Genomic DNA, 26,447 nt, shown 5'->3' with positions numbered 1-26,447 from the left:
GATTGCGGCCCTGGTCGACCGGCCGCCGAGATCGGATTTGGAGACAAAGTTATGGGTATCTTCGATGCAATGAACACCTCGGTGGGTGGCCTGCAGGCGCAGTCCTACGCGCTTCAGAACATTTCCGGCAACATCGCGAACTCATCCACCACCGGTTACAAGGGCATCGGGACCAGCTTCGTCGATCTCATTCCCGACTCCTCTGTGCCGAGCAAGCAGGTCGCGGGCGGCGTGACGGCCAACGCCAAGGCCACCATCACCACGCAGGGCACGATCTCGGGGTCCACCGTCGCCACCAACATGGCGATCACCGGCGACGGCTTCTTCTCGATCCAGAAGGCGACCGGCATCGTCGACAACTCCCCGGTGTTCAGCGGCGTCACCTATTACACGAGGCGCGGCGACTTCCAGCTCAATGCCAACGGCAATCTGGTCAACGGCGCCGGCTATTACCTGATGGGCGTCACGGTCGACCCGAAGACCGGCAACCCGACCGGCAATGTGGCGACCGTCCTGAAATTCCAGAACAACTTCATCCCGGCACAGGCAACAACCTCGATCCAGTACGCGGCGAACCTGCCGAGCCAGCCGAACACGGCGGCAAGCTCGACCGCGGCGAGCGGCACACTGCTGGCGGCCGGCGGCCTGAACCCGTCCGACTTCGCCTCCAACCCGCTGATCATCGGCACGCCGCCGCCGCCCTATACGAATGCGACGGTCTCCGGCGCGGCGGCCACCGGCAATCTGCGCTCGGCCTATACGGCGACGACTGCGACTGGCTCGGTGGCGCTGCTGGACAGCGCTTCGGCGGTGGCAACTGGCGGCACGTCTCTCGATTCCGCCGTGCCCCCGCATCTCAACACCAGCCTTCTCACCAATCTGGCCGGCAAGTCGCTGACGGTCAACGGCCAGACCATCAACTTTGACGCCACCGTTTCTGGCGCCTCGACGGCCGGCAGCGTTACCACGATCGGCCTGCTCTCGCCTACCGGCGCAAAGATCTCGGACATCCTGAATGCGATCACCCTGGGCGCCGGCGGCGCCCCCGCCACCGCGACAATGACCGCCGGCGGTAACATCCAGATCACGACCAACACCACAGCCGACGTCACGATCGGCGGCACTGCGGCAAGCTTGCTCGGCGTCAGCAGCGTGACGCGCGGCGGTAACGTGCTGTCCAATCCCGCGATTACGGGTGCCACACAACTCGGCGGCACCGCCACGGCCGGCGGGCCGGAAGTCCTCTCGACGCCCTTCGTGGTCGGCAACACGATCCAGGTGAATGGCACGGCACCCGCCAATACGATCACCTTCGTGGCCTCCGGTGCTGTCGCTCCGAACCAGATCAACATCACCGACGACATCGCGACCTTGCTCCAAAGGATCGACACGCTCAGCGGTGCGAGCGGTTCTTCGATCAGCAACGGCGTGATTACCCTGAATACCGGTATCGCTAATCCCACCTTGACGGTGACGAGCAACAACAACAGCGCCTTCGCCGCGCTCGGCTTCACGTCATCCATTTCCAAGAACCGCGGCGGTGGCGGCACGGCCGGCGCGGGCGGCGTGATCGGCAACGACATCGCCACCTTCACCAAGGAATCGATCAGCGGCGGTGCGGTCACCGCCTATAACGCCGCCGGCACGCCGGTGAACCTGCAGATGCGTTGGGCCAAGACCGACAGCGCCTCGCTGGGTACCGGCCATTCCGACACCTGGAACCTGTTCTACCAGACCGACCCGAACGCAACCGGCACCACGGTCGGCTGGGTCAACACCGGCCAGGCCTTCACCTTTGCCGCCGACGGCTCGCTGACCTCGCCGAGCAGCTCGGGCATCACCATCAACAATGTCAGCGTTAGCGGCCAATCGCTCGGCTCGGTCGCCTTCAACATCTCCTCGGGCGGGCTGACGCAATATGCCAGCACCAGCGGCGCGGTGACCATCAACACCATCACCCAGAACGGCTACGCCGCAGGTCAGCTCCGCTCCGTCGCCGTCAACAACAACGGCCTCGTGGTCGGCACCTTCTCCAACGGCCAGAACCTCGACCTCGCCCAGGTCTCGTTGTCGCACTTCAACGGCACCAACTACCTCAAGGCGCTCGATGGCGGCGCCTATGCCGCGACCGAACAGTCGGGGCCCGCAATCGACGGCGCTTCGGGCACCATCAGCGGTTCGTCGCTGGAAGGGTCCAACACCGACATCGCTGACGAATTCACCAAGCTGATCGTGACCCAGCAGGCCTACTCGGCCAACACCAAGGTGATCACGACCGCGAATTCGATGGTGCAGGACCTCTTGAACGTGTTGCGCTGATCGCGCGTAACGTAACCAAAGGCGGCAAGTCAACATGGGTTTGAGTTCAGCCCTCGCCAGTGCGATGAGCGGTCTGCGTGCCAACCAGGCCGCGCTCTCGATCGTCTCCTCGAACGTCGCCAATTCGCAGACGCCGGGTTACGTCGTCCAGACTCCGAACCAGATCGAGGTCACCACCGGCGACTTTGGCTCGACGGTGATGACGACCGGCGTCAGCCGGGAGCTCGACACTTACGTGCTGAACCAGCTGCGCACCGAGACCGGCGGCAGCGGCTACGCCGACCAGATGGCCAACATCCTGAAGCAGCTTCAGAATGTCTATGGCACGCCCGGCAATAGCGGCACGCTCGAAACCGCGCTGAACAATTTCACCACCGCGCTGCAGGCGCTGTCGACGAGCGCGGGCTCGTCATCGGCGCAGACGGTCGCCCTCGGTGCGGCGCAGGCACTGGCGCAGCAGCTCAACCTCACCACCAAGGGCATCCAGTCGCTGCGCTCCAACGTGGAGCAGGATCTCGGCACCTCGGCGCTAGCCGCCAACGCGGCGATGCAGCAGGTCGCCGACATCAACACCAAGCTCCAGGGGCTGTCGGCAAACGATCCCTCGGCCGCGACGTTGATGGACCAGCGCGACCAAGCCATCAACACGCTGTCGAAATATGTCGACGTCCGCGTCACCACCGACGGTTCGAACCAGGCCAACATCTACACCACGACCGGTATCCAGCTCGTTGGCGCCGGGCTCGCCTCGCAATTCACCTTCGCGTCCGCCGGCGCGCTGTCGGCGACCTCGCTTTACAACATCGATCCGGCCAAGTCCGGCGTCGGCGCGTTCAACATCAAGCTTCCGAACGGATCGTCGGTCGACGTCGTCGCCAACAACGTGGTGTCTTCGGGCCAGATCGCGGCCGATCTCAAGCTGCGCGATCAGACGCTGGTGCAGGCGCAGAACCAGATCGACCAGCTCGCCGCGACGATGTCGAGCGCGCTGTCGGACAAGACCACGGCCGGCAGCACGCTCTCCGGTCCGCCGGCCGGGTTCGATCTCGACCTCGCCGGGGCAGCGCCGGGCAACAGCGTCAACATCACCTACACGGACACGACCACCAACACGCAGCGCCAGATCACGCTGGTCAACGTGACCGATCCGGCGGCGTTGCCGCTCCAGAACGCCACCAACGCCAATCCGATGCAGATCGGGGTGAACTTCTCCGGCGGCATGGGCGCGATCGCCTCCGCGCTCAACACCGCGCTGTCCGGCTCGCATCTGTCGTTCGCCGCCGCCCCGTCGCCGGCGACGGCCACCACGCTGCGGGTGACCGACGACAACACCGGCCTTGCCAAGGTCAATTCATCCTCGATCACCAAGACGATCTCGTCGCTGACCTCGGGCAATCCGCAGCTGCCGCTGTTCACCGACGGCGGGCAGGCGCTCTACACCGGTGCGATCACGGCGTCGGGTTCGCAGCTGACCGGCCTTGCCGGGCGCATCGCCGTGAACACACAGCTGACCACCGACCCGACCAGGATGTCGGTCTACAACACCTCGCCTGTGACGCCCGCCGGCGACACCACGCGCTCGGACTATCTCTATTCGCAGCTCACCTCGGCGGTGTTCTCCTATTCGCCGCAGAGCGGCCTCGGCTCGGCGAGCCAGCCCTTCACCGGCAGCGTCTCGAACTACCTCCAGCAGTTCCTGAGCGTTCAGGGCAATGCCGCGACCCAGGCGACCCAGCTCCAGCAGGGCCAGAGCGTCGTGGTCTCGACGCTTCAGGCCAAGTTCAACTCGACCTCCAGCGTCAATCTGGACTCGGAGATGTCGAACCTGATCCAACTTCAGAATGCCTATGCCGCCAACGCCCACGTCATGTCGGTGGTGCAGAGCATGATGAATACGTTGCTCCAGGCTCAAGTGTAACCAGTACAGGGCTCTGAAACATGTCGATCAGCAGCATCAACTACTCCTCGTCGGTTCTCGGCTCGCAGATCCGCAACATCAATCAGCAGCTTACCGACCTTTCGACGCAGCTCTCGACCGGCAAGCTGTCGCAGAACTATTCCGGGATGGGGACCAATGAGGGCTTTGCGATCGCCGGCCGCTCGCAGCTGTCCAATATCGCGGCCTATACCGACACGATCACCAACGTCAACGTCAGCATCAACCTTGCCAATACCGCGCTGCAGTCGCTGACCACGATCCGCAACACGGTGCAGACGGGCTCGGCCAACACCGCGCAGGATCTCAACGTCAATGGCCAGACCGTCGCGCAGAACACCGCCGCCGCGCAGTTCGGCTCGATGGTCGGTGTTCTCAACACGCAGTCTGGCAACCGCTATCTGTTCTCCGGGACGGCGTTGAATACGCAGTCGGTTGCCAATGCCGGCGACATCATCAACGGCACGACCACGCAGGCGGGCTTCAAGACCGTCCTGGCGGAACGCCAGGCCGCCGATCTCGGCGCCAACGGCAAGGGCCGTCTGGTGCAGACGCAGCCGACGCCGAGCTCGGTGCAGGTAGTCGAGGACGTCGCCGGATCGCCGTTCGGGCTCAAGATCGCGGCGGTCTCCTCGACGCTGACGGGTGCGACCGTGACCGGCCCGAGCGGCTCGCCGGTGTCGTTCTCGGTCGATCTCAACGGCGTCAATCCGAACAACGGCGACAAGCTGAGCGTCAAGTTTACGCTTCCGGACGGCACCACCGAGCAGATCGACCTGACCGCATCGACGGCGACGCCGACACCGCTCGGCAGTTTTGCGATCGATGCAAGCGTCCCGGTCAACCCGACCAACACCGCGACGAATCTCAACACCGCGCTGAACACCGCGATCACAAAGCTCGCCAACACCTCGCTCGTGGCAGCATCCGCGATTGTCGCCGGCGACAATTTCTTCAACACCGCCAGCTCTGTGATCGGCACGCCCGTCAACAACCAGGCGGCGACGCCGGCGCCCGTGACCGGCGCGACGGCGCTGTCCGGCCCGAGCCCTTCGGACTCGATTTCGCCCGGCTTCGTCGCCGGCGACACCATCACCGTCAATGGCACCACGCTCTCCTTCGTCAGCTCGGGCGCGACCGGCAACCAGCTCAACGTCACCGACAGCATCCAAACCCTGCTGAGCAAGATCGACCAGATCACGGGGACTTCGAAGCCCTCGACGGTCCATGGCGGCTCGATCACGATCACCACCGACGATGCAGCGAGCCTCGACATCACGACCTCGAATACGGGAGCGCTGGGTTCGCTTGGCTTCGGTTCGGCGCCGGTGACCGCCACGCAACCGCCGCTGCGCGTCGGCTCGTCGCCCGCAAGCTCGGCGACGACGCTGGTCAACGGCTCGGCCACCACGGTGAAATGGTACCTGGGCAATGACGGGCCCGGCTCGCCGCGCTCCACCGCGATGGCGCGGGTCGACGATTCAGTCACGGTGCAATATGGCGCGCAGGCCGACGAGGACGCGATCCGCCAGCAGTTGCAGGCGATCGCGGTGTTCGGGACGTTCTCGACCTCGCCGACCGGGCAGTATTCGGGCGGGCAGGTCGCCGCCTTGAGCCTGCGGGTAACGCAGGCGGTGACGAAGCAGCCCGGCCAGCAGCGCATCGAGGACATCCAGACCGACCTCGCGATGGCCCAGAACACAATGAAGGACGCGAGCACGCGCCAGACTCAGGCCAAGGCGCAGCTCCAGTCCATCATCGACCAGGCCGAGTCGGCCCCGCCGGACCAGGTCGCCAGTGAGATCCTCGCACTCCAGAACGCGCTTCAGGCGTCCTACCAGACGACCGCGAGCCTCGCGCAGCTCTCGCTCGTCAAGTTCCTGTAAGGCGCATTAAGACGCCGTTAACCATGCCTCTTTACCTCTTGGTGAGGATTTGAGCGGGGGCGGAGCCGTCAATGTCGGACAAGATGCAGCTGGTGGTGGCGACGCCGTGCTTCGGCGGGCAGGTCTCGAGCATTTATGCGAGCTCGATCTTCGCGCTCCAGCGCGCCGTGCACGGCATGTCCAATCTCGAGCTCAAGGTGCTCTTGCGCGATGGGGATGCGCTGATCACGCGCGCGCGGGCCAATCTGGCCGCGATGTTCCTCGACGATCCCAAGGCGACCCATTTCCTGTTCATCGACGCCGACATCGGCTTCAAGCCCGAGCAGGTGTTTCGGCTGATCGAGTGCGGCGCGGATGTCGTTGCCGGCTGTTATCCGATCAAGCGGGTCAACTGGGACAAGGCGAAGCGGGCGATTGAAGCCGGCCGTGCCGACGTGCCCGCCGCCTCGCTCGACTACGTGCTCGAGATCGAGGACCCCGACCGCATCGTGGTGGTCAACGGGTTTACCCGCGTGCGCTACGCCGGCACCGGCTTCCTGATGATCCGCCGCCATGAGCTGGAGGCGATGTGCCGCCATCCGGACTACGCGAGCCTGCAATTCTTCCGCGAGCATTTACACGATACGCTGGCGGCGAGCCAGAACCGCTTCGCCTTGTTCGAATGCATGATCGATCCGGCGAGCGGCACGTATCTCTCCGAGGACTTCGCCTTCTGCAAGCGCTGGACCGACATCGGCGGCGAGATCTGGGCCGATATCCAGAGCTCGCTCGATCACGTCGGGCCGTTGGCGTTACGCGGCGACATCGCCTCGCAATTCGCGCCGTCGCCCACGGCGGCGGCCGATGCGGCGTGAGCCTTCCGGGATGAGCGCCGGCGCATCTCCTCTGTCGGTCTCCGGGCGCACGTTCGACGGCGGCTCGCGCTATCGCCTGCGCGATCTCTTCACACCGCTGGAGATGCTGCTCGTCTCCGGCGGGGATCCGCGGCTGGCGCTCGATCCGGAAGATTGCGTCAGCGCGCTGGATCCGGCGCAGGCGCAACGCAATGTGCAGCACGTTCTTGATCGGATCGCCCACGTCCTGGTGAAGATCGAACTGCTGCTTGACCGCGGCATGGCCGCAACCGTGTCGAAAGAGCCCGCGTTCGAGGTGTGAGATGCAGCATCCAGTTTCCGCGCCGCTGGGCGTGACCACGCCGAACTATACCGATCGCATCGGCTTTGCGCAGTTGACGCGCCGGGCCTTCGAGGGTGTCGATTTGCAGCCGTTGCGCGACCAGCTCGTCGTCCGGATTACGGAGGGCAACGCGCAGGCGGGCGAGGGCCTCGATCTGTCGCTGATCGTCCAGCTTCTCGGCGACAAGGCGGCGGGGCTCGCGATCCAGTCGGAGGTACTGACCTTCCATCAATTGTTTCGCACGCCCTCCGCGGCTCCGAAACCGAGCCTGCGCGTGCTGGCGCTTGCGGCCGACATCGATATGGGCGGCAATACGCCGATCGATTTCCTGCTGGAGGGCTCCGACATCGAGCTCTTGACGCTCTATGTGGTCAAGAGCTCCGGTCTTCCGGAGAATTTGCCCGATCACGACGTCGCCATCGTGATTGCATCCGATTCCGAGGAATGCGGGGAAGCGCTGGCTCTGATCGAAAAGGCTGCGCCGGCCTGGCCGCGGCCACTGCTCAATCGCCCCGATCTCATCGGCAACCTCGATCGTGACAAGCTCTATCGGCTGCTGAACGGTATCTCCGGTCTCGACATTCCCGCGACCACCCACGTGACGCGTGCGCAATTGTCGGATCTCGTGCAGGGCCGAATCGCTTGCGAGGACATCGCGGGCGAACTGTACTTTCCGGTGATCGCGCGGCCGCGCGGCACGCATGCCGGCGTCGGGCTCGCGAAGCTCGACGATACGTCGGCGCTCGCGGCCTACCTTGCCGAGCGGCAAGAGCAGGATTTCTTCGTCGCGCGCTTCGTCGACTATGTCAGCCCCGACGGACTCTACCGCAAATATCGTCTCGCCATGGTCGACGGCAAACCCTATGCCTGTCACATGGCGATCGCCGAGCGCTGGGACATCTGGTATCTCAACGCCTACATGGCGTTCAGCGAGGAGAAGCGGGCCGAGGAAGCCGTCTTCATGCTCGACTTCGACCATGCTTTCGCTGCGCGCCATGGAGCCGCGCTCGACGAGATGAGCAGGCGTGTCGGCCTCGACTATTTCATCGTCGATTGCGCCGAGAACCAGAACCGCGAGCTGCTGGTCTTCGAAGCCGACAATACCGCCGTCGTGCACAATATGGATTCGCCGGTCGTGTTTCCGTACAAGCCGCCGCAGATGCGCAAGATCTTTGCCGCGTTCACGGCGATGCTGTCACGGCATGCAGAGGCAGGCGAGGGGAGCGCAGCATGAACGAGATCATCCGCAACGCGCCACCAGCCGTCGGGCACACTTCGCTGGATCCGCAGGACTGGAGCGAATTTCGCGCGCTCGCCCATCGCATGCTGGACGAGGCGATCGACGGTATCGCCAATGTCCGCACGCGTCCGGTGTGGCAGCCGATCCCCGACGACATCCGTGCGGCATTGAAGGCCGACGTGCCACGCGGGCCAAGCGATCTTGCCGATGTCTATCGCGAATTCGCAGAGCACATCGCGCCCTACGCGACCGGCAACGTCCATCCCGGCTTCATGGGCTGGGTGCATGGCGGCGGCACCGCGGTCGGCATGCTTGCCGAGATGCTCGCGGCCGGCCTCAATGCCAATCTCGGCGGACGCGACCACATGCCGATCGAGGTCGAGCGCCAGATCGTCGACTGGATGCGCCGCCTGTTCGGCTTTCCCGACGGCGCGAGCGGCATCTTCGTCACGGGCACGTCCATGGCCAATCTGATGGCGGTGCTGGTGGCGCGTACCGCTGCGCTCGGCGCGCTGGCGCGGCAGCGCGGCATCGGCAATGACGGCGCACTGCTCACCGCCTATACGTCGAAGGCCGCGCACGGCTGTATCTCGAGGGCGATGGATATTGCAGGGCTCGGCACCGATACGCTGCGCAAGATCGGCGTCGATGCCGATCATCGCATCGACGTCGCGGCGCTGCGCGCTCAGATCGCGATCGATCGCGAGGTCGGCTTCAAGCCGTTCCTGGTGGTTGCCTCTGCCGGCACGGTCGATATCGGCGCGATCGATGCTCTCAAGGAAATCGCGCAGCTGTGCCGCGAGGAGGGGATCTGGTTTCACGTCGATGGCGCCTTCGGTGCGCTCGCGATCCTCTCGCCCGAGCTTGCACCGTTGCTCGGCGGTATCGAGCTCGCCGACTCCATTGCGCTGGACTTCCACAAATGGGGGCAGGTGCCGTACGATGCCGGCTTCCTGCTGGTGCGCGACGGCGAGCAGCATCGGCAGGCCTTTGCGCAGCCGGCGGCCTATCTGCAGCGCGAGGCGAGGGGGCTTGCGGTGGGCACGGTCTGGCCCTGCGATCTCGGTCCCGACCTATCGCGCTGTTTCCGCGCGCTGAAGACCTGGTTCACGCTGAAAACATTCGGCACTGACCGGTTGGGCGCAGTGATCGCGCGAAGCTGCGCATTGGCGAAATATCTCGAGACACGCGTTCTCGCCGAGCCCCGGCTGGAACTATTGGCGCCGGTGAACCTGAACATCGTCTGCTTCCGTTATCGCGCCGACGATGCGGTCAATCGCGAGATCGTCGCCGACATCCAGGAGTCCGGCATCGCGGCGCCGTCGGGCACGACACTGGACGGCAGGTTCGCGATCCGCGCCGCGATCGTCAATCACCGCACCGATGAGAGGGATATCGACGCGCTGGTCGCGGCCGTGCTGGAGTTCGGCGCGCGGAGGACCGGCGAGCGCTTGATCGAGATCGAGGCGCCGCCGCTCGCGGTGCAGTGAGGTCAACAACGCCGATTGAAACGAAAACGCCCCGGACTTGGTCCGGGGGCGTTTTCGTTCAGATCTGCGAAAGCGTAGTCAGGCAGCCGAGCTGACGTCGCCCTTGGCGTCGTTTTTGGGATGCGTGGCCTCGTACTGATCCCGCAGCTTGTCTTCATAAGCGATCAGCTTGCGGGCATTCTTGAGCGCGCGGTAGAGATCGCCGCTCATGATATGGTTGTTGATCTCCTCGATGATCGGCCAGGCGCTCGGCACCGCGGTGACGATGTCGCGCACCAGGTTGAAATAGGTGCCGTGCTGGCTCTGCGGATCCGGCGAGATGTACATCAGCTGGACTGCCAGATAGATGAGCTTGGCCGGAGTATCGGCGGTCTCTGGGGTGAGAATATCGCGCTCGCGCAGGATCGGCACGTTCTCGCCGTTGATCAGAAGGCGGGCACGCTGATCGGTGTTAGTGATCACGCAGTTGCCAATGATGATGCGTTCGTGTGGTTTGAGTTCGACCTTGAGAGCCATGCCTGTTCTCCATCGACCCTTGTGTAACCAGCGACCGTGGTGCGCCCGCTGACGGTTGTAATCTGGCATGCGAGCCATTGCTTCTGCAATATGTTCGTTGCTTGTTAACCACGTGATCAGGGTGGGATCGGACGGCCACCGTCGATCACATCATGTCTTCCGAACAATATTCATCCTTCTTAAAGCATGCGCTCCGAAGCGCGCCGGGATCAAGGAATCGTACGGGACCGATTCAGTTTTCGTTGATCACTTGCTTCGTACGGTCCGGCACTCGGCCAAGAAGGCCGATTATTGCGTAACGCCAGAAAGGTAGTTTCCATGTCCCTCTCCACCGTCACCCTCTCCGCTGCAGTCCGCCAGAACCTGCTCTCGCTGCAGGGCACCGCTGATCTGCTCGCGACCACGCAGAGCCGTCTCGCCACCGGCAAGAAGGTCAACAGCGCGCTCGACAATCCGACCAACTTCTTCACCGCCGCCGGTCTCGACTCCCGCGCCAGCGACATCAGCAACCTGCTCGACAGCATCGGTAACGGCGTGCAGGTCCTGCAGGCGGCCAACACCGGCATCACCTCGCTCTCCAAGCTGGTCGATACCGCAAAGTCGATCGCCAACCAGGTGCTGCAGCAGCCGAGCGGCTACTCTTCGAAGGCCAACGTCTCCATCGCCGCGCCGACCGGTGCTGGTGCGGCGGCCGTCCCGGGTACCGCAACTGACTTGACCAACGGCGGCACGAACTCGCTGCAAGGCGAAACGCTGGTCTTCAAGACGGCAGCTGGCACGACCACGCTGACCCTCAGCAACGTCGCCGGCGCTGGCAAGGCGAATTCGATCACCAGCCTCAACACGGCGCTTTCGGCCGCGGGTATCCAGCTGACCGCAAGCCTCAATACCAACGGTTCGCTGACCTTCACCTCAAGCAACGATGCCGCCTCCCAGACCATCACCGCGACGGGCACCTACGCCGCTCCGCCGGCCGGTTCCTCCACCTCCGTGGACGTCTCCGGTACGGCAACCTTCGGCGCGGTAACCGCCGCGGTCGCCGATCCGGTGTCGCAGGCCACGCGCTCGTCGCTGGTCAGCCAGTACAACCAGATCATCACGCAGATCACCACCACGGCGCAGGACGCCTCGTTCAACGGCATCAACCTGCTGAACGGCGACTCGCTGAAGCTGGTGTTCGACGAAACCGGCAAATCGGCTTCCACGATCACGGGCGTGACCTTCAATCCGGCCGGTCTTGGTCTGGGTTCGCTCACTGCCGGGACCGACTTCATCGACAACGCTGCGACGAACACTGTTCTGACGGCACTCAACACCGCAAGCATTACGCTGCGCTCGCAGGCGTCGGCCTTCGGTGCCAACTTGTCGATCGTGCAGATCCGCCAGGACTTCAACAAGAACCTGATCAACGTGCTGCAGACCGGTTCGTCCGCCCTGACGCTGGCCGACTCCAACGAGGAAGCGGCGAACAGCCAGGCGCTCTCGACCCGGCAGTCGATCGCGACGTCTGCACTCTCGCTCGCCAACCAGTCGCAGCAGAGCGTGCTGCAGCTGCTGCGCTGATTTCGGCGAGACCAACGTACGTCGAGCGGCGGGGCTTCGGCCCCGCCGTTTTCTTTTGGGTGCGCCAGGCATGGCGCGGAGCGCCGTGACTGGCGCGATTTGACCGGAGTAGTGTCCGGTTGATGACTTGGAGGTGAGAGTGGCACGAAGGTCACGCGAATGACCCTGGGAGATCTGTCGTCCTGCCCCCGGCAACGGGTATACTATCGGCGTCGCGAGACGTCGGGATGGGGCGGCAGAGGTAATCGTGCCTGACGAACCGCCGTATACGGGCCCGTACGTACGGTGGTGTGGGGAGGGGGAAGCCGCGAGGCTTCCTCCTATCCGATTGCTTAGGTTGCGTGGGAGGCCTGAGCGCCGGCCGCGCCGTGAGAGCCTGCTTAACTCGTCGGTCCCGTGTTGACCGTTTTTTAACCATGATTCTTCGAAAGCGTCGCGCGCGTTAACCAAGCCCGGCGAATTTCATCTTTTGTTGACCATAGAATTCCTACGGTTCGGCCATGCGCGGCCAAGAAGGCCCGCCGTTGAGTTACACCAGAAAGGTTGTCCCCGATGTCTCTGTCCAACATCACCCTCTCGGCTGCAGTCCGCCAGAACCTGCTCTCGCTGCAGGGCACCGCTGAGCTGCTCGCGACCACGCAGGGCCGTCTCGCCACCGGCAAGAAGGTCAACAGCGCGCTCGACAATCCGACCAACTTCTTCACCGCGGCTGGCCTTGATGCCCGCGCCAGCGACATCAGCAACCTGCTCGACAGCATCGGTAACGGCGTGCAGGTCCTGCAGGCGGCCAATACCGGCATCACCTCGCTCTCCAAGCTGGTCGATACCGCAAAGTCGATCGCCAACCAGGTGCTGCAGCAGCCGAGCGGTTACCTGACGAAAGCCAACGTCTCCATCGCCGCGCCGACCGGTGCAGGTGCGGCGGCCGTCCCGGGTACCGCAACTGACTTGACCAACGGCGGCACGAACTCGCTGCAAGGCGAAACGCTGGTCTTCAAGACGGCAGCTGGCACGACCACGCTGACCCTCAGCAACGTCGCAGGCGCCGGCAAGGTGAACTCGATCGACAGCCTCAACACCGCGCTTTCGGCGGCGGGTGTTGAGCTAATTGCAAACTTCAACAGCAATGGCTCGCTCACCTTCACCTCGAGCAACGATGCCGCCTCCCAGACCATCACCGCGACGGGCACCTATGCCGCTCCGCCGGCAGGTTCCTCCACCTCTGTGGACGTCTCAGGTACGGCAACCTTCGGCGCGGTGACCGCTGCGACTACGGACGCGGTGTCGCAGGCCACGCGCTCGTCGCTGGTGAGCCAGTACAACCAGATCATCACGCAGATCACCACGACGGCGCAGGACGCCTCGTTCAACGGCATCAACCTGTTGAACGGCGACTCACTGAAGCTGGTGTTCGACGAAACCGGCAAATCGACCGTAACGATCGCGGGCGTCACCTTCAATCCAAACGGACTCGGGCTCCATTCGCTTACCGCCGGCACTGACTTCATCGACAACACTGCGACGAACACTGTTCTGACGGCGCTCAACACCGCCAGCGTCACCCTGCGGTCGCAGGCGTCGGCCTTTGGCGCCAACCTGTCGATCGTGCAGATCCGGCAGGACTTCAACAAGAACATCATCAACGTGCTACAGACGGGTTCGTCCGCCCTGACGCTGGCCGACTCCAACGAGGAAGCGGCGAACAGCCAGGCGCTCTCGACCCGGCAGTCGATCGCGACGTCTGCGCTCTCGCTCGCCAACACGTCGCAGCAGGGCGTGCTCCAGCTCTTGCGCTGATCTCGGCGGAACGCTCGTATCTCAAGCGGCGGGGCTTCGGTCCCGCCGTTTTTTTTCGTGCGCGCCGCTCACGTGCATCTTTAATCGCCTGGCGGCATCGCGCCCCTCCGGGATGATACCGCGATTTCTGTTCATGGGAGTTTGCGCGAAGCGCATAAAGCGACGGCGAGAGGATACCTCGCCGCCGTAATCCACTCGTCCGCAGCGTCGGCGAAACTAGCGCTCAGCGTAGCAGCTGCAGGACGCTCTGCTGTGACGTGTTGGCGAGCGCGAGCGCCGATACTGCGATCGACTGCCGGGTCGAGAGTGCCTGGCTGTTTGCGGCTTCCTCGTTGGAGTCGGCGAGCGTCAGGTTGGACGAGCCGGTCTGCAGCACGTTGATAATCTTCTTGGAGAAGTCCTGGCGGATCTGCACGATCGACAGGTTGGCGCCAAACGCCGAGGCTTGCGACCGCAGCGTGGTACTGGCGGCGTTGAGCGCGCCCAAGACCTTGCTGGTCAGGACGTTGTCCGTAAAATCGGAGCCCGGAGTCAACTGGCTCAGGCCGAGACCGTTCGGATTGAAGGTGACGCCGGCGATCGTCAATGTCGACTTGCCGGTCTCGTCGAATATCATCTTCAGCGAATTGCCATCAAGCAGATTGATGCCGTTGAAGGAGGCGTCCTGCGCCGTCGTGGTGATCTGCTGAAGGATCTGGTTGTACTGACTGACGAGGGTGGCCCGAGCTGATTGCGAGACCGGGTCCGGCACCGCTGGAACGACCGCGCCACCTGCGCCGCCACCAGCGGCATTGGCGCTGACGTTGATGGCATCCAGTGCCGTGGGAGCTGTGGCAGCAGCAGTGCCAGTGATCACCTGGCCCGCGGCGTCATTGGTCGAGACAAAAGTCAGGTTGTCAGGGCCAGTGATCGAGGTCGCCAGGTTCACGCCCGCATCCGCCAATGCCTGGTTGAGCTGGGCCAGCGACTGGACCTGCGCGGTCTTGGTCGCTGGATTGAAGCTCGACGGCGAATTGCCAATCGTGATCGTGGCAGCCGTGCCGGCCGAATTCGTGAAGGTGTAAACGCCACCATTGAGCTTGCTGGTGGTGAGGTCCGCGGCGGTGGCTCCGCCGGTCCCGGTGGGAACGCCTGTGCCCGTGAACTGGATGTTCGACTTCGTACTGTATCCAGTGGGCTGCTGCAGCACCTGATTGGCGATCGATTTCGCCGTATCGACCAGTTTCTGCAACGAGGTGATGCCGGTATCGGCGGCCTGCAGCACCTGCACGCCATTGCCGATGCTGTCGAGCAGGTTGCTGATATCGCCGGCGCGGGCATCGAGGCCGGCCGCGGTGAAGAAGTTCGTCGGATTGTCGAGGGCGCTGTTGACCTTCTTGCCGGTGGCAAGGCGACTCTGCGTTGTCGCGAGCAGTTCAGCGGTTCCCTGCAGCGAGAGCAGATTCTGGCGGACTGCCGCGGTAAGGACGACGTCGGACATTTGAATGACTTTCCTTGTGTGCACCGCCGGCGTCCTAGTCCGGGTCAATGCGCCTTATGATTCCAGCCATCGCAAGTGTGAACAAAAGCTTTTAAAATATGATTAACCACTGCTTACGAAACGTGGTTAACGAGACGTTCCGACTGGGCGACTGCTGGGGCAGTGCTGGACAACGCCGCGCTTCTGGCCCGAGGAAATCTACTTCGACCGAATCAGGCCGGTCAGCGATGATCTCAATTTGAAATCCGCCCTTGGTTCGAGCCCGAAACTTCCCTTGGGTCAGATTTGGTGACGCGAATTCAGGCAGCGAGTAAGTTAATCTTAATTGGCCGCCTTTAGGGGTTACTACGAGGAAGTCCGGAAGCTTGTCAGACGGAACAAAGGTTTGCTGAGGTGACGAATGTCTAGTGCTGCCGCTCAAGCCTACGCGCGCGTCGCGAGTACCACCTCATCCCCGCGCGATATTGAAGCCCAGGCATTGTTGAAGGCGGCGAATAAGTTGCAAGCCGTCATGTCCGACCCCGACGCGAGCTATGTGCAGATGTCCGAGGCGTTGATCTATAACCGCAAGCTCTGGACAATCTTTCTCAGCGAAGCTCAGCGCGATGAGAACCCGCAGCCAGCGCATGTCCGGCAGAACATCGCCAACATCAGCATCTTCGTGCTGTCCCAGACAGCGGCGCTGCAGATCAGCCCCCAGCGGGAGCACTTCAAGCCGTTGATCGAGATAAACCGCAACATTGCAGCCGGATTGAGCGGGCGCGTCTGAGAGGACGTGCCGATTGAGGTGAACTCAAGCGATGGCAGACATCCTTAGCATTCTGAGCAACAGCTATAAGACGGCGCCAGCAGCGTCGTCATCGAATGTGAAGTATGTTCCGGTCGATTCCACTCTTTATACGGGAACCTGGAAGGGAACGTACTCTACAGGCGAGAAGTTTTCGTTCACAATCGTTGACGTTAAAGGGTTTCGCGCCAAGGTCAAATACCAGAGCGGCACGGGCCCAATTCAGTACCAGGACGTGCTGATCAAGGAGAATGCCTTCCGGATCGGCGACACCAAGTTCCTGCTGAAGAAGATCGGTCACGCGCAGATCAAGACGGTGGTCACCAATCCTGCGACCGGGGCGACCGTGCTCAACACGGCATACGCCGACCTGGTCTGATCGCGGCCGGACTTCGCATCGCGAAGCGTTCTGGTCACCGGTCCGCGTTGTCGCGCCTGGGTAGTTAAAGTCTCGTTAACCAAACCCATTTACCGTTTGGCAATGGAAGTCGACGTTAAGGCCACAAGCCGACCGTTCGAAAGTAGCTCAGCCGGCCCGTGCACAGCCGGCGGTGGGGTTCCATACGATGAACCTGGTCAGCGCGCCGGAGCAGGAGTCTTTCATTTCTCGCTTCGCCGAATGTGCCAACGCAGACGGCTTGTTTTGGTATGAGCGCAGGAGGTAACAGCGATGGCGCTGAAAGTTGAACTGAAGCCCTTCGAGCGAATCATCATCGGCCAAAGCCTCATCACCAACTCCGATACGCGAACCAGGCTATTGATCTCGGGGGAGGCGCCGATCCTCCGCGAGAAGGACCTGCTGACCGCGGAGACCGCCAATACGCCCGTGAAGCGGCTCTATCTCTGCATCCAGATGATGTACCTGGAAGACGATATTCCGAAATACCAGGAGCTCTATGTGAGCTTCGTCAAGGATCTGCTCGAGGCGGTGCCGAGCTTCAGAACGTCGATCGAGGCCGCAAGCAAGCTGATCCTGAGCGGCTCTCTGTACAATTCATTGAAGGAGATCCAGAGGCTCGTCAGACGGGAGGACGAGTTGCTGAAGCAGAGCGTCTAGCTCTGCTGATCAGCCTCCACTACTTCAGGCGCTGCGGTCGGTCGACAGCGGGCGTTCTGTATCGGCCTTGCTGAGGTCGAGCGCGTGAAAATAGGCGCGGCGGCGCAGCATCGCTTCGTCGGGAAATTGCTCCACGACCTGGTCGGTCCTCTCGTTGACGACCTGGAAGACGAAGGATGCGGCCGCCTGGTCGAACACGACCTGGCGCGAGACGTTTTCATTGCTGTGCAGATCGTTGCGCACGGCTGCGCTGGAATCGCTCGCGGCAACCGTCTGGCTGACCGGCAAATCGGTTTGCACCGCCTCGTTCGCCGCCGAGTTCGACGTCGTTACGATCTGCGCGGGGGGCGGTATCCCCACCGGCCTGATGCTGAAATCTGTACTCATGGCAGCCTCCTGGTTGCCTCACGCGAGTCAAATCCCAACCCCTCTCAATACGCAACCATGGACCACCGGGATTGAAGATCCGGTAAGGAAACGTGACTAACCGCGCGACGACATCGTCGCGCGGTTTTTCGTAAAATTGTAGCTGGTTTTGCGCGCGCTCAGAGCGAGCGGCTGACCGCGAGCGGGGTGATGTGGCGCGGGCCCGGAGTGGCGCGACGCCCTGCGGCCGTGTAGGTGTTCGGCACGTTGCGCTTCTGGATCTCGGCATTGACGCCGCGCACCACGCTCTCCGAGACCGCGTGAGCGGTCGCGAGCACGGTGAGATTGACCTGGAGCATCGCGCGGAACGCATCGTGGTGCCGATGCAGCGTCGAGAGCAGCTCGGGCGCGGATTTCGCGAGCTGGGCCTGGTTCGTCTTCAAGGCGCTGACGGCGACGATATAGTTTCGCGACAGCTCCTGCTTCTGGCTCTCGAGAGTCATCGCCTCGCGGACCTTGCCGGCACGAACGAGCTCGGTCTCGCGCTCGATCAGTCCGAGCAGGGCGCTCATCGCATCCATCAGCTGCTCGGCGATCTTGCGCGCCTCGGCGTTGCCGGGTGCGGTGTTCGGGCGCTGCGCTTGCATTGGCTGACGTGAGGCGTTGAAGTGATTCATCTCGGTTGACCTTATGCCGTGCGGATCGTTTTCGCCTGCTGCATGATCAGGGTGCGGTAGACTTCGGTGGCGACGCCGACGCCGCCGGCCTTGGCGAAGTTCTTGGAATATTGCTCGGTCAGCATCGAGCGCCACACGCCGGTGCCCGGCGTGTCGCCGAAGGGGCCTTCGCCCTTCAGGCCCGAGGTCATCTGCGCGAACATGCTGTTGAGGAACATCGCCTCGAAATCTGTGGCGGTCTTCTGCGCCCTGGCCTGCTGCTGCGGCGAGACCTTTTGCAGCGCGCTCGCGAGCTCGAAGTCGGGCCGGCCGTTGCGGCTTTCCACGGAGAAGGCCGAGGAGGTGACGACGTGCGCGGTGCTGATCATGCCGGTCTGCATCACATCACCTCGATGTCGGCTTCGATCGCGCCGGCGGCCTTGATCGCCTGGAGGATGCTGATGAGGTCGCGCGGGCCAATGCCGAGGCCGTTGAGACCGTCGACGAGCTGCTGAAGCGAGACGCCGTCCTTGACGACGGCGAACTTCTTGCCGTCCTCGCTGACGCTGACGCTGCTGCGCGGCGCGACCACCGTCCGCCCGCGTGACAGCGGGTTGGGCTGGCTGACCTGCGGGCTCTCGGAGATGGTGACCGTGAGGTTGCCTTGCGCCACCGCGACGGTGGCGACACGGACGTCGCGGCCCATCACGATGATGCCGCTTCGTTCGTCGATGACGATCTTGGCGGCGAGATCAGGATCGACCTGGAGCTGCTCGATCTCGGTGAGGAAGGCGACCACGTTGCCCTTGAACTCAGGCGGAACCGAAAGCTGCACGGTGGAGGGGTCGATCGGCTCGGCGGTCTTGACCCCGAGATAGTCGTTGACGGCCGCCGCGATGCGCTTGGCGGTGGTGAAGTCGGCGTTGCGCAGCGCAAGACGCACGTTCGGCAGGCGATTGAGTGCGAACTCGATCTCGCGCTCGATGATGGCGCCGTTGGCGATGCGCCCCACGGTCGGCACGCCGCGTACGATTTTCGCCGCTTCGCCCTCAGCCTGGAAGCCCGAGATTGCGAGCGAGCCCTGCGCTACCGCATAGACGTTGCCGTCGGCGCCGAGCAGGGGGGTGACGAGCAGGGTGCCGCCCTGGAGGTTCTTGGCGTCGCCGAGCGCGGACACGGTGACGTCCATGCGCGTGCCTTGCGTCGCGAAGGCCGGCAGATTGCCGGTCACCATCACGGCGGCGACATTGCCGGTGCGGATGGTGGCGCCGCGGATGTTGACGCCCATGCGTTCGAGCATCGCCTGCAGCGACTGCTTGGTGAAGGGGATGTTGTTGAGGGTGTCGCCGGTGCCGTTGAGGCCGACAACGAGGCCGTAGCCGATGAGCTGGTTCTGCCGGACCCCTTCGATATTGGCGAGGTCCTTGATGCGCGAGGTCGCATTGACGGACGCGGCCGAGAGCGCCAGCGCTGACAGCGCGGCGCAGGCCACCCCCAAAAATCTCACCCAACGAACGCCTGGCATCCTCTGCTCCCCGAGGCTCCTCAAATCTCGGACCTGCTCGACACTCCCATGATGAGCTGGTCCGACGCTTTCCTTGCGAGCGCTGTGCCAACACGGGAATATAGGGTTAGGTGGTTGAGAAGGTTGAATAAATCTGTTTCGACCGGTGTCAGCAGGTGTTGGCCGTGAGGAGCGAAACTGCCGCCTGTCGGCAGATTTTGCCGAGCCGTTTACGCGCCGTTAACCATAAAACAGCGAATGTAGCGCATCGATCACCCGGATTGCTGCGATGCGCATCTACGGACCGAACGGCACCACGCTTGGAACGCCGGCCAGCCAGGCCAGGCGGACGAGCTCCGGCACTTTCGTGCTGCCCGACACCTCCTCGGCGCAGGAGACGCGGGGCGCTGCCGCACCGAAGGCCGCCGCGAACATCGACGGGCTGCTCGCACTGCAAGGCATCGAGGAAGACCTGGTCGAGCGCCGCAAGCGCTCGGTCACCCGTGGCAGGACTGCGCTCGACGTGCTCGACGATCTCAAGATGGGCCTCCTGTCCGGCAATCTCGATGCGTCGACCGTGATGCGGCTGCGCGATGCCGCAGCCAACCTGAAATCGTCCTCGGGCGATCCTGGCCTCGATTCCGTGCTCTCCGAAATCGAGCTGCGCGTCGAGGTCGAGCTGGCGAAGGCCGGGCAGGCTTAGCGCCTACGCCGCTACATCCTTCTGCTGCGCGTCGTAGCGGCGCTGGGCAGCGAGCACGTCTTTCAGGTTTTGTTCGGCCCAATCGCGCAGGGGATCGACCGCGCCGGCAAGCGTCACGCCGAGCTGCGTGATCGAATATTCCACCGTCACCGGTACGGTTGCGATAGCGTGACGCTTTATCAGACCGTCCCGTTCGAGCGACTTGAGAACCTGGCTCAGCATCTTTTGCGAAATGCCTTCGATCGTGCGGCGCAACTGATTGAAGCGCATTGGTTCCTCGCGCAGCAGCAGCAGGATCAGCACTGCCCATTTGTCGCCGACGCGGTCGAGGATCTGGCGCGTGGGGCAGTTCGCTGCATAGACGTCTGGCTTCATCGTCGGGTCCTCTGGATCCGTTCTTGTCGCTTGCCGGCTCGCGCGCCGGTTACTCCTATGTAATCAGGTAAGCACAAAGTGCTCTCTTAACACCAGCATCCTTTGAGATATCTAGTTACTGTTAGTTACCACAGAAGCAAAGGAGCCTTCCATGAAAATCGCAGTCGCCGGCGCCTCGGGCCGGGCCGGGTCGGAGATCACCAAGGAACTGTCCCGCCGCGGCCACGCGGTCACGGCCATCGCCCGGAACCCCGAGAAGATCGCGGCCCTGCCCAACGTCACGCCGACCAAGGGGGACGTGCTCGACCAGGCCGGCGTCGCCAGGCTGTGGACCGGGCACGACGTTGCCGTCAGTTCCGTGCACTTCCTGGCCAGCGACCCGCTCAAGCTGATCGGCGCGGCCAAGGACTCGAAGGTGGGGCGCTACCTCGTCGTCGGCGGAGCGGGCAGTCTGGAGGTCGCTCCCGGCGTGAAGCTGGTCACAACTCCCGGTTTTCCGGCCCAATACAAGGCTGAGGCCGAGGCGGGTTCCGCCTTCCTCGACCTGCTGCGGCAGGAAAAGGACCTGAACTGGACCTTCATTTCGCCGTCGGCCCTGTTCATGGAGGGCGAACGGACGGCCAAGTTCCGGCTCGGGACGGATCAGCTTCTCGCAGATGCGAGCGGAAAAAGCTGGATCTCCTTCGCGGACTACGCCATTGCGCTGGCCGACGAAATCGAGCGTCCCGCCCACCTGAGGCAGCGTTTCACGGTCGGCTACTGAGTCTCGGTCGTCCCCGGGCCCTTGCGGATAAACCTTCCTGTGCAAGGGCTTGGAGGCGGCCTCCCGGGGAGGAGGGAAATATTGTCTGTCACAGGACGCCGCTATATAAGCCCGGCTCAACGCACTCTGTTCCGTGTGCGAGTCGTTGCTTAGACAGATGGGCCGCCCTTGGAAAAGTTGAAAAATTACCGACCAACCGAAAAAGAGCCTTTCATGAACGACAGGCAGAAGGAGTACTTCCGTTTGAAGCTCCTGGCCTGGAAGGATGAGATCCTCAAAGAGTCCAAGCTCACCCTGCAAGCCTTGCAGGAGGAGAACGTGAACCACCCCGATCTTGCCGATCGGGCTTCGTCCGAAACCGACCGTGCCATCGAGCTCCGCGCCCGCGACCGCCAGCGCAAGTTGATCGCCAAGATCGACGCAGCGCTCCAGCGCATCGAGGACAACACCTACGGCTATTGCGAGGAAACCGGCGAGCCAATCTCGTTGAAGAGGCTCGAAGCCCGGCCCATCGCGACGCTTTCGGTGGAGGCGCAGGAGCGCCACGAGAAGCGCGAGAAGGTCTATCGCGACGAATAAAGTCCGAGCCGCAGAGTTGCGGCTCTTTGCTTTTGTGGACGCAAGGCGCCGCTTCGCGCCGCCCGTGGAGTCGTGTGCTGTTTCGTCCGCCCCGAGCCCGCCGCGATTGGGAAAACTGAATCGCGATCAATAGGCTAGACTCAACTCCTCCGAGCTCACGTGAGTTCAGATGAGAAACAGGCTTCACTTCAAATGGGGCGAATTTTGCGAGTCGCATCAACCGGATCGACTCGAATGTTGAGGCGCCGGGCGAGCCACATCAAGCATCGCTGCACTCACGCCTTTCGCGTCACCTGCGGCGAGGCTGCAAGCTGAGCGCCTCCGCATAAATCCTCGCGCACCTCAATATTTCCTTAAATGTACGCACGCGACGGCAATCGTTCCGCGACCGGGTTGGCCTGGTCTTGCGGATGGTCCCGGCCTGGCTTGGTCGAGGCGGGACGCTGCGCAGCCCCGGCCGTGCTTGTCAGGCCGGGGCGGGGATGCTCCACTGCCGCACACAATCGCGTAGCGTGGGGGAGGCCGGCGCCGATGGACAAAATTCTCCAGGCCGCAAAGGCGATCGCGCTCGCGCGCCGCAACCATGCGCCGCTCGCGGCGCTGCAGGTTCCGCCCGCCGACGAGGCCGAGGGCTATCAGGTCCAGCGCGCGCTCCACGATCTCCTGCTGCCGCATCTCGGGCCGCTGGTCGGCTACAAGATCGGCTGCACCAGCCAGGTGATGCAGGACTATATCGGCATCCCCCATCCCTGCGGCGGCGGCGTGTTCCAGAAGGGCGTGCATGAGAGCGGGGTCAAGCTCGCCGCCTCCGACTATGTCCGCGTCGGCGTCGAATGCGAGATCGCGGTGCGGCTGCAGCGCGACCTCGCGCCCGGCGAGGCGCCGTTCACGGCCGAATGGGTCGGCGAAGCCGTCGATGCCTATCATCCCGCGATCGAAATCGTCGACGACCGCTATGTGAAATGGGAGACGATGGGCGCAGCCACGCTGATCGCGGACGATTTCTTCGCCGCCGGCTGCGTGCTCGGGCCGTCGGTCTCGCGCTCGTCCGTGCCGGACCTGAAGGCGGTCAAGGGCCGCGCTATCGTGGGCGGCGAAGAGGTCAGCCACGGTACCGGCGCCGACGTGCTCGGCCACCCCCACAACGCCCTCGCCTGGCTCGCCAACCATCTCGCCGCCGAAGGCAAGGGTCTGCATGCGGGCCAGCTCGTGCTGACGGGCAGCCTGGTCAAGACGCTGTGGGTCAAGGCTGGCGACAAGGTGCGGATGGAGCTGGACGGGCTGGGCGCGGTGGAGGCGGAGTTTACGTGACGTCTCCGCATCGTCATTGCGAGGAGCCCTTGGCGACGAAGCAATCCAGAATCTTTCCGCGGCGGCAGCCTGGATTGCTTCGCTCCGATCGCAATGACGGAGTGTGCGTTGGCGGCCTGGTCAAACTTTGATCGCCGATTTGTAGCTCCCAATAGTAACAACGCTGAAATACATGCGGCCCTCGCCAGGGGAGCTAGCGAGGGCCGCGTCGTACATCGTCGTTCGCGCCTAGGTTCGCGAACACGATGTGGGAGCTCGGAAGAAGGCTAGAAGGGCAGCAACACGTCCATCACTTGTTGGCCGTAGCGCGGCTGCTGCACGTCCATGATCTGGCCGCGGCCGCCATAGGCGATGCGCGCTTGGGCGATCTTGGTGGAATCGATGGTGTTGTCGCTCTGGATATCCTCGGGGCGGACGATGCCGGCGACCACGAGTTCGCGGATCTCGTAATTGACGCGGATCTCCTGCTTGCCTTCGACCACGAGGTTGCCGTTCGGGAGCACCTGGGTCACCACGGCGGCGACGTTGGTCTGCAAAGCTTCCTTGCGCTCGACGCTGCCTTTGCCCTCGCTGGATGCGGTGGAGTCGGCGGTCAGGATGCGGCCGGGCAAGATCTTGTTGGCCTGGGTGATCGTCTTGGCGCCGAGGAAGTCGCTGATCCCGGAATTTTCCGAGTTAGTGCGGCTGCGCTGAGTGTCGTTCTCGATGTTGGCCTTGTCGGTGATGTTGACGGCCACCGTCAGGAGGTCCCCGACCTGGTGGGCGCGCTGGTCCTTGAAGAAGGCGCGGCTGCCGCTGCGCCACAGCGAATTCGGATTGTAGGAGGCGACTTCCGGCTTCGGCATCGGCATCTGCACGGGCTTGTAGCCGGGCTGCGTCGTCGGATTATCGATCGCCGACAGCTTCGGTTGCTCGCCAATCTGCGACAGGCGGTCGATCGAGGAGCAGCCGCTCGCGAGGGTGCAGGTTGCGAGCAGCAAACCGGCGAGCGCGAGGCGACGAAGACGGGAAGCCGAACTGAAAGCGGACATGACTTACTCTGACTTGGCTTGAGCTTGCAGGAACTGCACTGGCGGGATCTGGGCTTGCGAGACTTTGGTCTGCGAGGCCGGAGCAGGGGCAGCCGGGGCGGGCGTTTCGCGCTGAAGGGACAAGGTCTGCTCGACGGCAGGGGCCATTGGCACGGCCTGGCTGGCGCCCTGGACCGTGACCTGGCCGCGGCCGGTGACGACGCCGCTCAGCGTGCGCTTGGTCTGGATGTTGAGCACGCTGACGATGTCGCCTTCGGCGCCGCTCTCGACCGCCTTGCCGCGCGTGGTGAGGTAGAGGCCGGGCACCTGGTAGATGATGGTCACGTTCTGGTCGCGCTGCACGAATTCCGGCCGCGCCATGTCGGCAACCCGGATCGGCGTCCCCGCCCGCATCGGCCGGCGGAGCTGCATGCCGACGGCGCGGTCGCGCGAGGCAGGCTCGCCCGTAACCTCCGCTTTCGGCCGGCGCTCCAGCGCGAGGTCGGAGGATTTCAGCATCTCGGTGCGCTCGATGTCCCGCGTCAGCACGGCGACCTCTACGGTCTCGATCGCGGTGCCGGTGAAGCGCAGTTTGGTCGCCGTCGGGTTGTTGTCGTTGCTGATCTCAAACGTCAGGTCGAAACGGCCGCTGCGTGCGTCGTAGCGCGTGGCGACCGGCTGGAGCGCGCCGGAGTTGGAGGCATCCAGCCGCATCTCGGAGATGCCGCGGTCGAGTGTGACGGTAATGTTGGTGGCATCGCCAAGGCCGAAGCGGCGCTCCAGCGCGGTGGCGACCGCGTTTTCGAGGTCCTTGTTGGCGAGCGTGCGGGCGAGGCGGGTGACCGCGACCTCCTTGATGTTGCCGGTCATTACGCCGATCACCTGCTTGGCCCGCAGCACGCTCAGGACCTGCGCGACCGGCAGCGCGCCGGTGGTGCCGAGATCGGGTGAGCGGTACACCGGGATCAGCGCGGCCGAGCCCGCATTGTCGATGAGATCGCCGACCCGCACCAGGTCGGAGGTGACGGTGACGCTGGCACGCAGCGTCGGCGCGGCAATGCCGTCGTCGGCGGCCTGCGCCGGCAGAGCCAGCGCGATGAGGGCAGAAATCGTGACGAGCGTGGTGCGGATCATCGTCATCACCTCAGCGGAACAGCGCCGTGGTCGATTGCATCATCTGGTCGGCGGCGCTGATGACTTTGGCGTTCATCTCGTAGGCGCGCTGAGCCGCGATCAGGTCGCTCATCTCCGAGACGACGTCGACATTGGCCTGCTCCAGGCTGCCCTGCGTGAGCTTGCCGTAGCCTTCGGCGTTCGCGGTTCCGTCCTGCGGCGGGCCGGAGGAGGGCGTCTCGGTGAATTGGTTGTTGCCGACGGGCTGAAGGCCCGCCTTGTTGATGAAACGGGTCACGCCGATCTGGCCCTGGACGGCCGAGGTCGACGAACCCGGCAGCGTCACCGAGACCTGGCCCTGCTCGTTGACCGTGAGGCCGGAGGCGTTGTTCGGGATGGTGATGGTCGGCTGTACCGGGTTGCCCTGCGCGGTGACGATGCGGCCCTGATTGTCCATCTGGAAGGTGCCGTCGCGGGTGTACTGGAAGGTACCGTCGGGCATCAGGATCTTGAAGAAGCCTTCGCCCGAGATCGCGAGGTCGAGATCGTTGCCGGTCTGCGATAGCGTGCCCTGCGTCATACTGCGCGGCGTGCCGACGGTCTTGACGCCGCCGCCGATGTCGACGCCGACAGGCACGATGGTGCCCTGGTCCGAAGCCTGCGCGCCGACGCGGCGCACGTGTTCGTAGATCAGGTCCTGGAACGCCGCCGTCTGCTTCTTGAAGCCGGTGGTGCGCAGGTTGGCGATGTTATTGGAGATCACCTGAACGTTGAGTTCCTGTGCCGCCATTCCGGTCGCTGCGGTATGAAGCGCCTGCAT

Annotated in this window: 26 protein-coding genes; 16 read left to right on the top strand and 10 right to left on the bottom strand. The window is 63.7% G+C overall.

Going from position 1 to position 26,447, the window contains the following annotated elements:
* Positions 1–51: 51 nt before the first annotated feature.
* The 7 genes from IVA82_RS27840 to IVA82_RS27810 all read left to right on the top strand — a co-directional run bounded on the left by IVA82_RS27840 (position 52) and on the right by IVA82_RS27810 (position 10,047).
* A complete protein-coding gene (locus IVA82_RS27840) occupies positions 52–2,319 on the top strand; it encodes a flagellar hook-basal body complex protein (RefSeq protein ID WP_247384920.1) in 2,268 nt (755 codons plus the stop codon).
* Positions 2,320–2,353: 34 nt separating this feature from the next.
* Positions 2,354–4,237, top strand: a complete 1,884-nt coding sequence (gene flgK / locus IVA82_RS27835; protein WP_247384918.1) for a flagellar hook-associated protein FlgK — start codon at positions 2,354–2,356, stop codon at positions 4,235–4,237.
* A gap of 20 nt (positions 4,238–4,257) precedes the next feature.
* The gene (locus IVA82_RS27830; RefSeq protein ID WP_247384917.1) at positions 4,258–6,141 is read left to right on the top strand and encodes a flagellar protein; all 1,884 of its coding nucleotides are present in this window, start codon (positions 4,258–4,260) and stop codon (positions 6,139–6,141) included.
* Positions 6,142–6,212: 71 nt separating this feature from the next.
* Complete coding sequence (locus IVA82_RS27825; protein WP_247384915.1) at positions 6,213–6,995, top strand: hypothetical protein; 783 nt, start codon at positions 6,213–6,215, stop codon at positions 6,993–6,995.
* 10 nt (positions 6,996–7,005) lie between these two features.
* On the top strand, positions 7,006–7,296 hold the full coding sequence (locus IVA82_RS27820) for a hypothetical protein (protein ID WP_247384913.1): 291 nt from the start codon (positions 7,006–7,008) through the stop codon (positions 7,294–7,296).
* 1 nt (position 7,297) lies between these two features.
* Positions 7,298–8,551, top strand: coding sequence for a hypothetical protein (locus IVA82_RS27815; RefSeq protein ID WP_247384912.1), 1,254 nt, complete (start codon positions 7,298–7,300; stop codon positions 8,549–8,551).
* Positions 8,548–10,047, top strand: coding sequence for an aspartate aminotransferase family protein (locus IVA82_RS27810; RefSeq protein ID WP_247384911.1), 1,500 nt, complete (start codon positions 8,548–8,550; stop codon positions 10,045–10,047). Before IVA82_RS27815 ends, IVA82_RS27810 begins: the two co-directional genes overlap by 4 nt.
* A 78-nt stretch (positions 10,048–10,125) precedes the next feature.
* Here the strand turns inward: IVA82_RS27810 and flbT (IVA82_RS27805) are convergent, their stop codons facing one another.
* Positions 10,126–10,563 (bottom strand): flagellar biosynthesis repressor FlbT, encoded by a 438-nt coding sequence (gene flbT, locus IVA82_RS27805; protein WP_247384997.1) that lies wholly within the window; start codon positions 10,561–10,563, stop codon positions 10,126–10,128.
* Between the two features lie 318 nt (positions 10,564–10,881).
* On the opposite strand from flbT (IVA82_RS27805), the gene IVA82_RS27800 reads away from it, so the two are divergent.
* Together IVA82_RS27800 and IVA82_RS27795 are read left to right on the top strand one after the other, a co-directional pair.
* A complete protein-coding gene (locus IVA82_RS27800; protein WP_247493646.1) occupies positions 10,882–12,126 on the top strand; it encodes a flagellin in 1,245 nt (414 codons plus the stop codon).
* A gap of 558 nt (positions 12,127–12,684) precedes the next feature.
* Positions 12,685–13,923 carry a flagellin gene (locus IVA82_RS27795; RefSeq protein ID WP_247384996.1) on the top strand — a complete coding sequence of 413 codons (1,239 nt, stop codon included), beginning with the start codon at positions 12,685–12,687 and terminating at the stop codon, positions 13,921–13,923.
* A gap of 223 nt (positions 13,924–14,146) precedes the next feature.
* On the opposite strand, the gene IVA82_RS27790 is transcribed toward IVA82_RS27795, so the two are convergent.
* On the bottom strand, positions 14,147–15,403 hold the full coding sequence (locus tag IVA82_RS27790; RefSeq protein WP_247384908.1) for a flagellin: 1,257 nt from the start codon (positions 15,401–15,403) through the stop codon (positions 14,147–14,149).
* A 400-nt stretch (positions 15,404–15,803) separates the two neighbouring features.
* On the opposite strand from IVA82_RS27790, the gene flaF reads away from it, so the two are divergent.
* The 3 genes from flaF to flbT (IVA82_RS27775) all read left to right on the top strand — a co-directional run bounded on the left by flaF (position 15,804) and on the right by flbT (IVA82_RS27775) (position 17,247).
* Complete coding sequence (gene flaF, locus IVA82_RS27785; RefSeq protein ID WP_247384906.1) at positions 15,804–16,172, top strand: flagellar biosynthesis regulator FlaF; 369 nt, start codon at positions 15,804–15,806, stop codon at positions 16,170–16,172.
* A 31-nt stretch (positions 16,173–16,203) separates the two neighbouring features.
* Positions 16,204–16,569 (top strand): hypothetical protein, encoded by a 366-nt coding sequence (locus tag IVA82_RS27780; protein WP_247384904.1) that lies wholly within the window; start codon positions 16,204–16,206, stop codon positions 16,567–16,569.
* 291 nt (positions 16,570–16,860) lie between these two features.
* The gene (gene flbT / locus IVA82_RS27775; protein ID WP_247384902.1) at positions 16,861–17,247 is read left to right on the top strand and encodes a flagellar biosynthesis repressor FlbT; all 387 of its coding nucleotides are present in this window, start codon (positions 16,861–16,863) and stop codon (positions 17,245–17,247) included.
* Between the two features lie 24 nt (positions 17,248–17,271).
* Here the strand turns inward: flbT (IVA82_RS27775) and IVA82_RS27770 are convergent, their stop codons facing one another.
* From IVA82_RS27770 to IVA82_RS27755, 4 genes are all read right to left on the bottom strand, one after another.
* Positions 17,272–17,634: a hypothetical protein gene (locus IVA82_RS27770; protein WP_247384901.1), complete on the bottom strand. Its 363-nt coding sequence runs from the start codon at positions 17,632–17,634 to the stop codon at positions 17,272–17,274.
* Positions 17,635–17,792: 158 nt separating this feature from the next.
* Entirely contained in the window at positions 17,793–18,290 is a 498-nt protein-coding gene (locus IVA82_RS27765) for a hypothetical protein (RefSeq protein ID WP_247384900.1), read from the bottom strand.
* Positions 18,291–18,301: 11 nt separating this feature from the next.
* Entirely contained in the window at positions 18,302–18,670 is a 369-nt protein-coding gene (gene flgJ / locus IVA82_RS27760) for a flagellar assembly peptidoglycan hydrolase FlgJ (protein WP_247384899.1), read from the bottom strand.
* Positions 18,670–19,794 (bottom strand): flagellar basal body P-ring protein FlgI, encoded by a 1,125-nt coding sequence (locus IVA82_RS27755; protein ID WP_247384898.1) that lies wholly within the window; start codon positions 19,792–19,794, stop codon positions 18,670–18,672. Before IVA82_RS27755 ends, flgJ begins: the two co-directional genes overlap by 1 nt.
* A gap of 268 nt (positions 19,795–20,062) precedes the next feature.
* Between IVA82_RS27755 and IVA82_RS27750 the strand changes: the two genes are divergently transcribed.
* The gene (locus IVA82_RS27750) at positions 20,063–20,476 is read left to right on the top strand and encodes a flagellar assembly protein FliX (RefSeq protein WP_247384897.1); all 414 of its coding nucleotides are present in this window, start codon (positions 20,063–20,065) and stop codon (positions 20,474–20,476) included.
* Between the two features lie 3 nt (positions 20,477–20,479).
* On the opposite strand, the gene IVA82_RS27745 is transcribed toward IVA82_RS27750, so the two are convergent.
* Positions 20,480–20,851 (bottom strand): helix-turn-helix domain-containing protein, encoded by a 372-nt coding sequence (locus IVA82_RS27745; RefSeq protein ID WP_247384896.1) that lies wholly within the window; start codon positions 20,849–20,851, stop codon positions 20,480–20,482.
* Positions 20,852–21,002: 151 nt separating this feature from the next.
* Here IVA82_RS27745 and IVA82_RS27740 point away from each other — a divergent pair, with 151 nt between their 5' ends.
* From IVA82_RS27740 to IVA82_RS27730, 3 genes are all read left to right on the top strand, one after another.
* A complete protein-coding gene (locus tag IVA82_RS27740; protein ID WP_247384895.1) occupies positions 21,003–21,614 on the top strand; it encodes an NAD(P)-dependent oxidoreductase in 612 nt (203 codons plus the stop codon).
* A gap of 213 nt (positions 21,615–21,827) precedes the next feature.
* Positions 21,828–22,193: an RNA polymerase-binding protein DksA gene (gene dksA, locus IVA82_RS27735; RefSeq protein WP_085966600.1), complete on the top strand. Its 366-nt coding sequence runs from the start codon at positions 21,828–21,830 to the stop codon at positions 22,191–22,193.
* 531 nt (positions 22,194–22,724) lie between these two features.
* Positions 22,725–23,504 carry a fumarylacetoacetate hydrolase family protein gene (locus IVA82_RS27730; protein ID WP_247384894.1) on the top strand — a complete coding sequence of 260 codons (780 nt, stop codon included), beginning with the start codon at positions 22,725–22,727 and terminating at the stop codon, positions 23,502–23,504.
* Between the two features lie 266 nt (positions 23,505–23,770).
* Here the strand turns inward: IVA82_RS27730 and flgH are convergent, their stop codons facing one another.
* The 3 genes from flgH to flgG are packed head-to-tail and all read right to left on the bottom strand — an operon-like array spanning position 23,771 to position 26,447.
* Positions 23,771–24,535 carry a flagellar basal body L-ring protein FlgH gene (gene flgH, locus IVA82_RS27725; RefSeq protein ID WP_148742063.1) on the bottom strand — a complete coding sequence of 255 codons (765 nt, stop codon included), beginning with the start codon at positions 24,533–24,535 and terminating at the stop codon, positions 23,771–23,773.
* A gap of 3 nt (positions 24,536–24,538) precedes the next feature.
* The gene (gene flgA / locus IVA82_RS27720) at positions 24,539–25,648 is read right to left on the bottom strand and encodes a flagellar basal body P-ring formation chaperone FlgA (RefSeq protein WP_247384893.1); all 1,110 of its coding nucleotides are present in this window, start codon (positions 25,646–25,648) and stop codon (positions 24,539–24,541) included.
* 10 nt (positions 25,649–25,658) lie between these two features.
* Positions 25,659–26,447 (bottom strand): flagellar basal-body rod protein FlgG, encoded by a 789-nt coding sequence (flgG, locus tag IVA82_RS27715; RefSeq protein ID WP_148742065.1) that lies wholly within the window; start codon positions 26,445–26,447, stop codon positions 25,659–25,661.

The sequence above is a fragment of the Bradyrhizobium sp. 142 genome (assembly GCF_023074015.1).
In the GTDB taxonomy this organism is placed as follows: Bacteria; Pseudomonadota; Alphaproteobacteria; order Rhizobiales; family Xanthobacteraceae; genus Bradyrhizobium.
This window is presented reverse-complemented; position numbering and strand designations above follow the sequence as displayed.

Coding starts and splice junctions, on each gene's coding strand:
- IVA82_RS27840 (WP_247384920.1), top strand. CDS start 52: ATGGGTATCTTCGATGCAATGAACACCTCGGTGGGTGGCCTGCAGGCG.
- flgK (WP_247384918.1), top strand. CDS start 2,354: ATGGGTTTGAGTTCAGCCCTCGCCAGTGCGATGAGCGGTCTGCGTGCC.
- IVA82_RS27830 (WP_247384917.1), top strand. CDS start 4,258: ATGTCGATCAGCAGCATCAACTACTCCTCGTCGGTTCTCGGCTCGCAG.
- IVA82_RS27825 (WP_247384915.1), top strand. CDS start 6,213: ATGTCGGACAAGATGCAGCTGGTGGTGGCGACGCCGTGCTTCGGCGGG.
- IVA82_RS27820 (WP_247384913.1), top strand. CDS start 7,006: ATGAGCGCCGGCGCATCTCCTCTGTCGGTCTCCGGGCGCACGTTCGAC.
- IVA82_RS27815 (WP_247384912.1), top strand. CDS start 7,298: ATGCAGCATCCAGTTTCCGCGCCGCTGGGCGTGACCACGCCGAACTAT.
- IVA82_RS27810 (WP_247384911.1), top strand. CDS start 8,548: ATGAACGAGATCATCCGCAACGCGCCACCAGCCGTCGGGCACACTTCG.
- flbT (WP_247384997.1), bottom strand. CDS start 10,563: ATGGCTCTCAAGGTCGAACTCAAACCACACGAACGCATCATCATTGGC.
- IVA82_RS27800 (WP_247493646.1), top strand. CDS start 10,882: ATGTCCCTCTCCACCGTCACCCTCTCCGCTGCAGTCCGCCAGAACCTG.
- IVA82_RS27790 (WP_247384908.1), bottom strand. CDS start 15,403: ATGTCCGACGTCGTCCTTACCGCGGCAGTCCGCCAGAATCTGCTCTCG.
- flaF (WP_247384906.1), top strand. CDS start 15,804: ATGTCTAGTGCTGCCGCTCAAGCCTACGCGCGCGTCGCGAGTACCACC.
- IVA82_RS27780 (WP_247384904.1), top strand. CDS start 16,204: ATGGCAGACATCCTTAGCATTCTGAGCAACAGCTATAAGACGGCGCCA.
- flbT (WP_247384902.1), top strand. CDS start 16,861: ATGGCGCTGAAAGTTGAACTGAAGCCCTTCGAGCGAATCATCATCGGC.
- IVA82_RS27770 (WP_247384901.1), bottom strand. CDS start 17,634: ATGAGTACAGATTTCAGCATCAGGCCGGTGGGGATACCGCCCCCCGCG.
- IVA82_RS27765 (WP_247384900.1), bottom strand. CDS start 18,290: ATGAATCACTTCAACGCCTCACGTCAGCCAATGCAAGCGCAGCGCCCG.
- flgJ (WP_247384899.1), bottom strand. CDS start 18,670: ATGCAGACCGGCATGATCAGCACCGCGCACGTCGTCACCTCCTCGGCC.
- IVA82_RS27755 (WP_247384898.1), bottom strand. CDS start 19,794: ATGCCAGGCGTTCGTTGGGTGAGATTTTTGGGGGTGGCCTGCGCCGCG.
- IVA82_RS27750 (WP_247384897.1), top strand. CDS start 20,063: ATGCGCATCTACGGACCGAACGGCACCACGCTTGGAACGCCGGCCAGC.
- IVA82_RS27745 (WP_247384896.1), bottom strand. CDS start 20,851: ATGAAGCCAGACGTCTATGCAGCGAACTGCCCCACGCGCCAGATCCTC.
- IVA82_RS27740 (WP_247384895.1), top strand. CDS start 21,003: ATGAAAATCGCAGTCGCCGGCGCCTCGGGCCGGGCCGGGTCGGAGATC.
- dksA (WP_085966600.1), top strand. CDS start 21,828: ATGAACGACAGGCAGAAGGAGTACTTCCGTTTGAAGCTCCTGGCCTGG.
- IVA82_RS27730 (WP_247384894.1), top strand. CDS start 22,725: ATGGACAAAATTCTCCAGGCCGCAAAGGCGATCGCGCTCGCGCGCCGC.
- flgH (WP_148742063.1), bottom strand. CDS start 24,535: ATGTCCGCTTTCAGTTCGGCTTCCCGTCTTCGTCGCCTCGCGCTCGCC.
- flgA (WP_247384893.1), bottom strand. CDS start 25,648: ATGATCCGCACCACGCTCGTCACGATTTCTGCCCTCATCGCGCTGGCT.
- flgG (WP_148742065.1), bottom strand. CDS start 26,447: ATGCAGGCGCTTCATACCGCAGCGACCGGAATGGCGGCACAGGAACTC.